Here is an 8,335-nt window from a genome sequence, read left to right on the forward strand (position 1 = left end):
CGGGCGCTCTTTTTTATTGCTGATGCAATTCGAGTTCAATTGGACAATGGTCGGATCCCTCGATGTATCGATGAATTTTTGCATCCTTCATTTTCGGTGCCAGACGGTCTGACACGATAAAATAATCGATGCGCCAGCCGATATTTCGGGGGCGGCAGTTCGTACGATAGGACCACCACGTATAGGCGCCGCTCAAATCCGGATGGAAATAGCGGAACGAATCCGTGAATCCGCTCGCCAAAAATTCCGTCATTTTCCCGCGTTCTTCGGGAGTGAAACCGGAATTCTTCAAATTCGCCTTCGGATTTTTCAAGTCAATCTCCTGATGCGCAACATTCAGATCGCCGCATAGGATAACTGGCTTTTTGCTGTCGAGCTCCTTCACATATTCCAGCACCGCCTCTTCCCATTCGAGCCGGAAATCGAGCCGCAGCAAGCCGTGCTGTGAATTCGGCGTGTAGACGTTCACCAGATAGAAGTCGTCAAATTCCAGCGTGATTGCACGTCCTTCATTTTCGTGGTTGCCGTGATCGATGCCATAATGGACGGAGAGCGGTTCACGTTTTGTGAAAATTGCCGTCCCGGAATACCCTTTTTTCTCCGCATAATTCCAATACAGATGGTAACCCGGCAGGTCTATGTTGATCTGCCCTTCCTGCAGCTTGATTTCCTGCAGGCAGAAAATATCCGCATCTGCCGCCCCGAAGAAATCCATGAACCCTTTTTTCATGACAGCCCTCAGACCGTTTACATTCCAAGAAATCAATTTCAAAACGCTTCCCTCTTTTCACTGTCTTTTTCCAGTTTAACGGAATCTGTATGGCGGCTCAAACCTTTGTGTTTTATTGACAATAGGATATAAAATTATGTAAAAGTTCAGTAAATTTCAGAAAAATCCTTTTATTCCCTTCAAGTTCTTGTACAATGAAATTATTATGCGCGAAGGGGACTCAGGAAATGAAAAAGTTCACAAAGACAGAGAAAAGCTGGGCGCTCTATGATTGGGGCAACTCCGCCTATTCAATTATCATCACCACCGCTGTTTTTCCGCTGTACTACAAGGCTGCAGCGACCGACGCCGGTGTCAGTTTATCCGATTCAACCGCCTACCTCGGCTATACAATCGCCATTTTCACCTTTATCCTTGCGATGCTCGGGCCGATCATGGGGACGCTCGCCGATTATGAAGGCCTGAAAAAGAAATTCTTCACCGGTTTCTTCCTGCTGGGTACAGTTTCGACCGCGATGCTTGCTTTTGTGCCAAGCGACAATTGGCTGCTGATGCTCGTCTGCTATGTATTTGCAGCACTCGGCGCAACGGGTTCGAACTTATTTTATGACGCCTTTATCGTCGATGTCACCACCGAAAAACGGATGAACCGGGTATCGGCATTCGGCTATGGCCTCGGCTATATCGGTTCGACCATTCCATTTATCATTGCTATCGCTGTCATTCTTCTCGCTCAAAATGGCATCATTCCATTATCTGTAAGCGGGGCCAGCCGCGTCGCCTTTTTAATCACCGCCATCTGGTGGATCTGCTTCTCGATTCCGATGTTCCGGCATGTCCATCAGCGCTATTTCATCAAACGGGAGCCGAATCCGGTGGCGCAAAGCTTCAGGCGCCTCGGCAATACGATCAAGGAAATTCGCCAGTACCGCGCGATTGTGATATTTCTGATCGCCTATTTCTTCTATATTGATGGCGTCGGCACGATCATTTCCATGTCGACGGCGTACGGCACCGATATGGGGCTGACTTCGACCAGCCTGCTCATCGTGCTGTTCGCAACGCAGGTTGTTGCCGCACCTTTCGCCATTCTCTACGGCCGGCTGGCAGACCGCTTTACCGGTAAAAAGATGCTGTACGTCGGCATCTGCGTCTACATCATCGTCTGTATTTACGCGATGTTCATGGAAACGATCGTCGATTTCTGGATACTCGCCATGCTGGTCGCTTCCAGCCAGGGCGGCATCCAGGCGCTCAGCCGTTCGTATTTCGGCAAACTCGTTCCGAAAGAAAACTCCAACGAATTTTTCGGCTTCTATAATGTGTTCGGCAAATTTGCCGCCATCATGGGACCGATTCTCGTGGCAGTCACTTCCCAGCTGACCGGCGATTCGCGTTTCGGCGTATTCAGCCTCGTCATCCTTTTCGTTATCGGACTGATTGTGCTGTCACGGGTTCCGGAACCGGTGCCCCACGAGCCGGTGGATGAAGTTGCAGCGGAAGCTTGAGATTGTTTTGGTGAAATGCTCCTGCCGGAGAAATTGCGGCAGGGGCTTTTTTGTGCTGCGCCAAATTTAAAATTTACGGCCTGTGGGCGTTCAAATTTTTATTTTGAATAAAACCATTTGCATCCAGGAAGCAGCGTGCTATGTTCAATCAAAAAAGAGGGATGCCGGTGATTTGGAAAGAGCGTGAGGCTTCGTGGAATAACGAGGAATAGGAAGTGCTGCTTCGGCGTTTGCTGAAATGGCACGCGACATACGGGGATGTGCAAAGGGATCATTACGCGGTAGCCGCTGGGCTTGGCGGCGAAGAGCGTTTCGACCATTATTTCGCGGCGAGCCCGGTTGAGTTTACGCACATTATGCTGCATAATGTCACGCTGCGCTCGTTCCGCGTATTTCAAAATGACTCCGAAGCCCCCACCCATCCCAACCAAAAAACCGGCCTCCCCTCCCAGGGACGCCGGTTTTTCGTATTATTTGTTGTCTTTGCCTGCAGGATGGATATTGACTTCGCCGCTGTCTTTTTTCTCGACAGTTGATGCGCCGAATTCGACGACTTCGATGCCGCCGCTTTCCTGCTTGGCTTCTTTTTCAGCTTTCTTTTCTTCTTTTTGGGCTTTCTTCACTGCTTTTTCGTGATCTTTTTTGGCTTTCTCTTCTTCTTTCATGCTTTTTGCAACTTCTTTTTGCTGCTTCATCAATTCTTTTTCTTCTTTTTTCTCTTCACGCTTCGCTTTTAATTCGTCGGCTTTGCCTTTGGCTTTCTCCGTCACGCCGGAAGCTTTTTCTTTGAGCGGGCCCAATTTTTCCTTGACCTGATCCAGCTTGCCGCCGCCCGAATTTTCGCCGGAGTCCGACTTCGCCTTTTCTTCTTTCTTCTCTTTCATTTCTGCAGCTTTGTCTTTCACCGTCTGCTGCAGCTCCTTGCCGCTCTTCGGCGCCAGCATCAGTCCGGCTGCCGCACCAATCAATGCACCGGTTGCTGCTCCGGCGATGAATCCGCCACCGCCGCCGCCTGATTTATTTTCTGACACGATTGGAGTTGGAGGCATAATTTTTCCGCTGCGCACCAAACGTTCTTCGACTTCTTCGACAATTTCAAACAGTGTGCGCCCTTTTGCTTCGACCAGCGGAACATTCATGTGGAAATCAGCAAAATCCTCTTTATCGCGCACAACGATGCAGTCATAGCTCGTGGCATCGGTTTTATTCTCAAGCATTTTTGCTTTGTACCCCTTTGAAACCAATGCCTGCTGGACAGATGTGAACGGTTCTTCAACTGCAATTTTCACCATAAACTCAACCACTCCTTTTCCAAAAATGTCTATTACTCTATTTTCCCCATCATATGAATACTAAACACTCTCCATTAAATATTTTTGAAAATTCCATAAATAGAACCAAAATTTTCAGCACAATAAAAAACCGCTCCTTTTAAAAAGGAACGGCTGAATTTATTGTCACAGAGTTTTGGCAGCGGTCTGCAGCTTTTCCGCTTTCAGGCGATCTCCGGTTTCAATGTCGAAGAAATGGACATGCGACATGTCAAACGCAAGCGTGGCAGTGTGCCCCGCTTCAATCTGTGTATTAGCGTCGACGCGCGCAATAAATTCCTGGTCAGCGTAGACCGCATAAAGAATCGTTTCCGCTCCCGTCAGCTCGGACACCGTGATTTCCGCCTCGAATTCGCTGGCCGGCACACCGGAAAGGTCTTCATTGTTTACATGAATATGTTCAGGACGGATGCCCAGCGCGATCGGTTTGCCTTCATAGCCGAGATCTCTCAGCATTGCCGCCGTATCCGACGGAATGACCAATGATTTATCGCCCACGAGGAAATTGCCGTTCGAAATGGTGCCTTCAAAGAAATTCATTGCCGGTGAGCCGATGAAGCCGCCAACAAAACGATTTGCCGGGAAATCATAGACTTCCTTCGGCGTGCCGACCTGCTGGATGATTCCTGCTTTCATGATGACGATCCGCGTCGCCATCGTCATGGCTTCCGTCTGGTCATGCGTTACGTAAATCGTCGTCGTTTTGAGGCGCTGGTGCAGTTTGGCGATTTCCGCGCGCATCTGCACACGCAGTTTCGCATCCAGATTCGACAGCGGCTCATCCATCAGGAAAACTTTCGCATCCCGAACAATCGCGCGCCCGAGTGCAACCCGCTGGCGCTGTCCGCCGGATAATGCTTTCGGTTTCCGGTTCAGGTAATCTTCCAGCCCAAGAATTTTCGCCGCCTCTTCCACGCGCCGTTTGATTTCAGGTTTCTTAAATTTCCTTAATTTTAGTCCAAAAGCCATGTTTTCATAAACAGTCATATGGGGATATAAAGCGTAGTTCTGAAAAACCATTGCAATATCCCGTTCTTTTGGCTCGACATCATTCATGCGTTTGCCGTCGATGAAAAATTCGCCTTCCGAAATTTCTTCCAGTCCCGCAATCATTCGCAGCGTTGTTGATTTGCCGCAGCCGGAGGGTCCGACAAACACGATGAATTCCTCATCTTTAATATGGAGATTGAAATCGGTAACTGCCAAAGCGCCTTTATCGTATCTTTTGCCCAAATTATTGATTTTGATCTCAGCCATGTGCGACTCCCCTTAACTCGTTTTAGTTTAATTATAAAGAGTTATTTATAAATTACAAATTCGGGTTGGAAAAGGTCGGAGAAGTGTTGTATACTCCTTTTAAACAAGATGCATAAAACCTGAATATTTAGTTTATTTTAACACGAAAGGAGCTAAATTGTAACTTCCATTTTGAAAATGGGCCAATCACTTCGGGAGTCGAAGATTTTTCAGATAATAATAACAATTATTCTATAAGAAGGAGTGGTAATCCAATGAAAAATTTACGTGCACTACTCGCGGTCCTGACGGGCACAGCGCTGATGCTCAGCGCATGCGCCGGTTTCCAGACCAGCAGCAACAGCGGTGAGAGCAATACAAATGATGACGGCAAGACGGTCGTCGACTTCTGGTCTTTCTGGGGTTCTGAAATCAGACGGCCGATCATCGATAAAATCGTCGAAGACTTCAACTCTTCCCAGGATGAAATCGAAGTCAAGCATACCTTTATACCGTGGGGAGATATCTGGACAAAAGAACTTGCGGCCATCGCTGCCGGCAATCCGCCTGATGTCGTCATCAATGACATCAACGCGACAGCCATCCGCGGAAAAGAGAATCAGGCAATGAACTTATCCCAATTCATGGATGATGATTTCTCGGAAAAATTCTATCCGGAGCTCTGGAATGCCACTCTTCATGAAGGAGACTCCTACGGTGTTCCGTTCAATACGGACACGCGCGTGCTGTTCTACAATAAAGACGCATTTGAAGAAGTCGGGCTCGATCCGGAAGCTCCTCCTGCAACCTGGGCAGAGCTTGAAGAATACGCAGCCAAACTCGACGTCAAAAACGGCGACAATTATGACCGCCTCGGTTTCTATCCGATGTGGGGCGTCGGCTATGATGTCTGGCTGCTGAATGCAAACGGCGAAAACTATTTTGGCCCGGATCACAATACCGATACCGTGAACATCAATACAGAAACAAATGTCGAAGTTCTTAATTGGCTGAAATCCTGGAGAGACCGCCTCGGCGAAAATGTCGTCAATTCCTACCAGGCACAAATCGACAGCCAGCAGGGAAATCCGTTCTTTAACGGCGACCTGGCAATGATTGTCCAGCAGCCGACTTTCTATACACAAATCAGTGAATACGCAGAAGACCTGAATTTCGGTGTTGCCCCGATGCCGGAATATGAGCCAGGCAACGGCCACACGAGCTGGGGCGGCGGATTTGTCGCCGAAATCCCGGAAGGATCGAGCGACCCTGAAGCTGCATGGAAGTTCATTGAATATCTGACCGGCGCGGAAGCTCAGGAGTACTGGGCTGTGAAAAACTTCGACAATATCGCGAATATCGAAGCAGCTGAAGCAGCCGCCCAGTCAGACGAACTTTCCGAAGAAGGCCAGATGGTTTATCAGATGGCCGTCGAAAGCATGGAAAACACGCTTCTGACCCCTGCCCCAGTGGCAGCACCCGGTTATTATAATCTCATCAATCCGCAGGTCGACCAATTCTTCCTCGGCTCGATGACGGCTGAAGAAGCACTTGAGCAGGCACAGAAGGATGTCGAGAATCTGATAGAAAAAAATAAATAACCGGGGGGAAACCATTTGCGAAAAAGAAAATTGACTATACGGCAGAAGGAAGGCATCTACGGCTATATTTTCATCATGCCGTTCATCGTCGGCTTCTTCGCATTCACCTCTGGGCCGCTGCTGTTTTCCTTAGCCGGAAGTTTTACTGATTATAATATAACTTCCCGGATGGATTTTGTAGGGGTGGATAATTATACATCGCTCATCGGGGGCGATGGACTTTTCCGTACATCTTTATGGAACACAATATATTATGTGGCTTTTTCCGTTCCCTTGACGACTCTCGGCGCCATCTTTATCTCGGCGCTCCTGAACCAGGACGTACCGGGCCTCCGATTTTTCAGGACACTGTATTATCTGCCCGCCGTCCTTTCAGGTGTCGGCGTCTACCTCTTATGGATGCAATTGCTTGAACCAGGAACCGGGATGGTCAACCTGGTGCTTGGCTGGGTCGGCATTGACGGACCTAACTGGCTGTATGATCCCGACTGGACCAAACCATCTCTCATCCTTATGAAGCTTTGGAGTGTCGGGGGATCCATGCTCCTGTATCTCGCAAGCATGCAAGGTGTCTCGAAGTCACTTTATGAAGCGGCTGAAATCGACGGCGCCAGCCGCTGGAGGCAGTTCGTCCACATCACCATCCCGATGATTACGCCCGTCATCTTCTTTGACGTCGTGACCAGCCTGATCGGCGGATTCCAGATTTTCCAGGAAGCCTACATCATGTCGGGCAACGGTACGGGCGGACCGGCAAACTCTCTGCTGTTCTACAACCTTTATATGTGGAACCAGGCATTCGAGAACTTTGACATGGGTTACGCCATGGCAATGTCGTGGATCCTGTTCGCGATCGTATTCATATTGACTCTCATCAATCTCAAACTCGCTCCCCGGTGGGTGCATTACGAAGGGGAGGATAAGTAAATGGCCAATAAAACCGAGTATGTCGCTGAAGTTGAAAAAGAGCAAAGCCAGCCTGCGATTCAGACGAAGCTGCGTTTTCTGGAGCACCGCGGCAACCGCAACAATATGTGGCGCCTGCTGAATTTCGTGCTGCTTGCGGTCGGCAGTCTGCTCATCCTGTCACCGCTCTGGTGGATGTTTGCCACGTCACTCAAAACAATGGCCGAAGTCATGTCCTACCCGCCTTCGTTTTTCCCCGAATCATGGGAATGGGCGAATTACATCCGGGCATGGCAGGCGGCACCGTTTACCACTTATACCATTAATACCATTACCATTACGACCCTTGTCGTGATCGGCAGTGTGCTTGCCAACTCCTTTATCGCCTACGGTTTTGCAAAAATTCCGTTCCGCGGCAAAGGCATCTGGTTCGCCATTGTGCTGTCGACAATGATGATTCCGGGCTTCGTGACGCTCATCCCGCAATATGTGCTGTTCTCGAAGCTGGGCTGGGTCAATACGTATTACCCGCTCATCGTGCCGCATTTCTTCGGAAGCGCGTTTTACATTTTCCTGCTGCGGCAATTCTATATGACGATTCCGACCGAATTGATCGAAGCCGCGAAAATCGAAGGCGCCAACCACTTTTATATCTGGTGGAAAATCGGGCTTCCTTTGACAAAACCAGCACTTGCCACGGTCGCGATTTTCTCATTCAACGGTGCCTGGAACGATTTTCTCGGTCCGCTGCTTTACCTGAATGATGAAAATCTCTATACGCTGCAGCTCGGGCTCGCCGTCTTCAAAGGCCAGCTCAGCACCCAGTGGAACTACCTGATGGCCGGTTCACTTCTCGTGCTGCTGCCTGTCATCCTGCTGTTCTTCTTCTTCCAGAAATACTTTATCCAGGGGATTAACCTTTCTTCTGGAGGGAAATAAAAACAGCCCCCCGATTAAAAATTCGGAGGGCTGTCAGGTTGTTGTGAAATTCATGTATTTTTCAATCATTCCGCTTCAGACAGA

General features: G+C 49.0%; 8 protein-coding genes. 5 read left to right on the forward strand and 3 right to left on the reverse strand.

Features of this window, described 5'->3' with window-relative positions:
• Positions 1-13: 13 nt before the first annotated feature.
• The gene (locus KW93_RS06600) at positions 14-772 is read right to left on the reverse strand and encodes an exodeoxyribonuclease III (protein WP_033542199.1); all 759 of its coding nucleotides are present in this window, start codon (positions 770-772) and stop codon (positions 14-16) included.
• Between the two features lie 185 nt (positions 773-957).
• Here KW93_RS06600 and KW93_RS06605 point away from each other — a divergent pair, with 185 nt between their 5' ends.
• Both KW93_RS06605 and KW93_RS17270 read left to right on the forward strand, forming a co-directional pair.
• Entirely contained in the window at positions 958-2,238 is a 1,281-nt protein-coding gene (locus KW93_RS06605; RefSeq protein ID WP_033542200.1) for an MFS transporter, read from the forward strand.
• A 215-nt stretch (positions 2,239-2,453) separates the two neighbouring features.
• Positions 2,454-2,774 (forward strand): hypothetical protein, encoded by a 321-nt coding sequence (locus KW93_RS17270; protein WP_152602427.1) that lies wholly within the window; start codon positions 2,454-2,456, stop codon positions 2,772-2,774.
• On the opposite strand, the gene KW93_RS06615 is transcribed toward KW93_RS17270, so the two are convergent.
• Positions 2,709-3,530: a YkuS family protein gene (locus KW93_RS06615; RefSeq protein ID WP_033542202.1), complete on the reverse strand. Its 822-nt coding sequence runs from the start codon at positions 3,528-3,530 to the stop codon at positions 2,709-2,711. The two genes, KW93_RS17270 and KW93_RS06615, sit on opposite strands and share 66 nt — an antisense overlap.
• 165 nt (positions 3,531-3,695) lie before the next feature.
• Positions 3,696-4,826, reverse strand: coding sequence for an ABC transporter ATP-binding protein (locus KW93_RS06620; RefSeq protein WP_033542203.1), 1,131 nt, complete (start codon positions 4,824-4,826; stop codon positions 3,696-3,698).
• Positions 4,827-5,080: 254 nt separating this feature from the next.
• On the opposite strand from KW93_RS06620, the gene KW93_RS06625 reads away from it, so the two are divergent.
• The 3 genes from KW93_RS06625 (at position 5,081) to KW93_RS06635 (ending at position 8,251) form a co-directional block, all read left to right on the forward strand.
• Positions 5,081-6,406 carry an ABC transporter substrate-binding protein gene (locus tag KW93_RS06625; RefSeq protein WP_033542204.1) on the forward strand — a complete coding sequence of 442 codons (1,326 nt, stop codon included), beginning with the start codon at positions 5,081-5,083 and terminating at the stop codon, positions 6,404-6,406.
• 15 nt (positions 6,407-6,421) lie between these two features.
• Positions 6,422-7,333 carry a carbohydrate ABC transporter permease gene (locus tag KW93_RS06630; RefSeq protein ID WP_033542205.1) on the forward strand — a complete coding sequence of 304 codons (912 nt, stop codon included), beginning with the start codon at positions 6,422-6,424 and terminating at the stop codon, positions 7,331-7,333.
• 105 nt (positions 7,334-7,438) lie between these two features.
• Positions 7,439-8,251 (forward strand): carbohydrate ABC transporter permease, encoded by an 813-nt coding sequence (locus KW93_RS06635; RefSeq protein WP_200883326.1) that lies wholly within the window; start codon positions 7,439-7,441, stop codon positions 8,249-8,251.
• Positions 8,252-8,335: the final 84 nt, after the last annotated feature.

It is taken from the genome of Planococcus sp. CAU13, from assembly GCF_000775575.1.
Taxonomy (GTDB): Bacteria; Bacillota; Bacilli; order Bacillales_A; family Planococcaceae; genus Planococcus.

Excerpts from the sequence above, each read along its gene's own strand:
- KW93_RS06605 (WP_033542200.1), top strand. The coding sequence starts at position 958 with ATGAAAAAGTTCACAAAGACAGAGAAAAGCTGGGCGCTCTATGATTGG.
- KW93_RS06620 (WP_033542203.1), bottom strand. The coding sequence starts at position 4,826 with ATGGCTGAGATCAAAATCAATAATTTGGGCAAAAGATACGATAAAGGC.
- KW93_RS06615 (WP_033542202.1), bottom strand. The coding sequence starts at position 3,530 with ATGGTGAAAATTGCAGTTGAAGAACCGTTCACATCTGTCCAGCAGGCA.
- KW93_RS06625 (WP_033542204.1), top strand. The coding sequence starts at position 5,081 with ATGAAAAATTTACGTGCACTACTCGCGGTCCTGACGGGCACAGCGCTG.
- KW93_RS06635 (WP_200883326.1), top strand. The coding sequence starts at position 7,439 with ATGTGGCGCCTGCTGAATTTCGTGCTGCTTGCGGTCGGCAGTCTGCTC.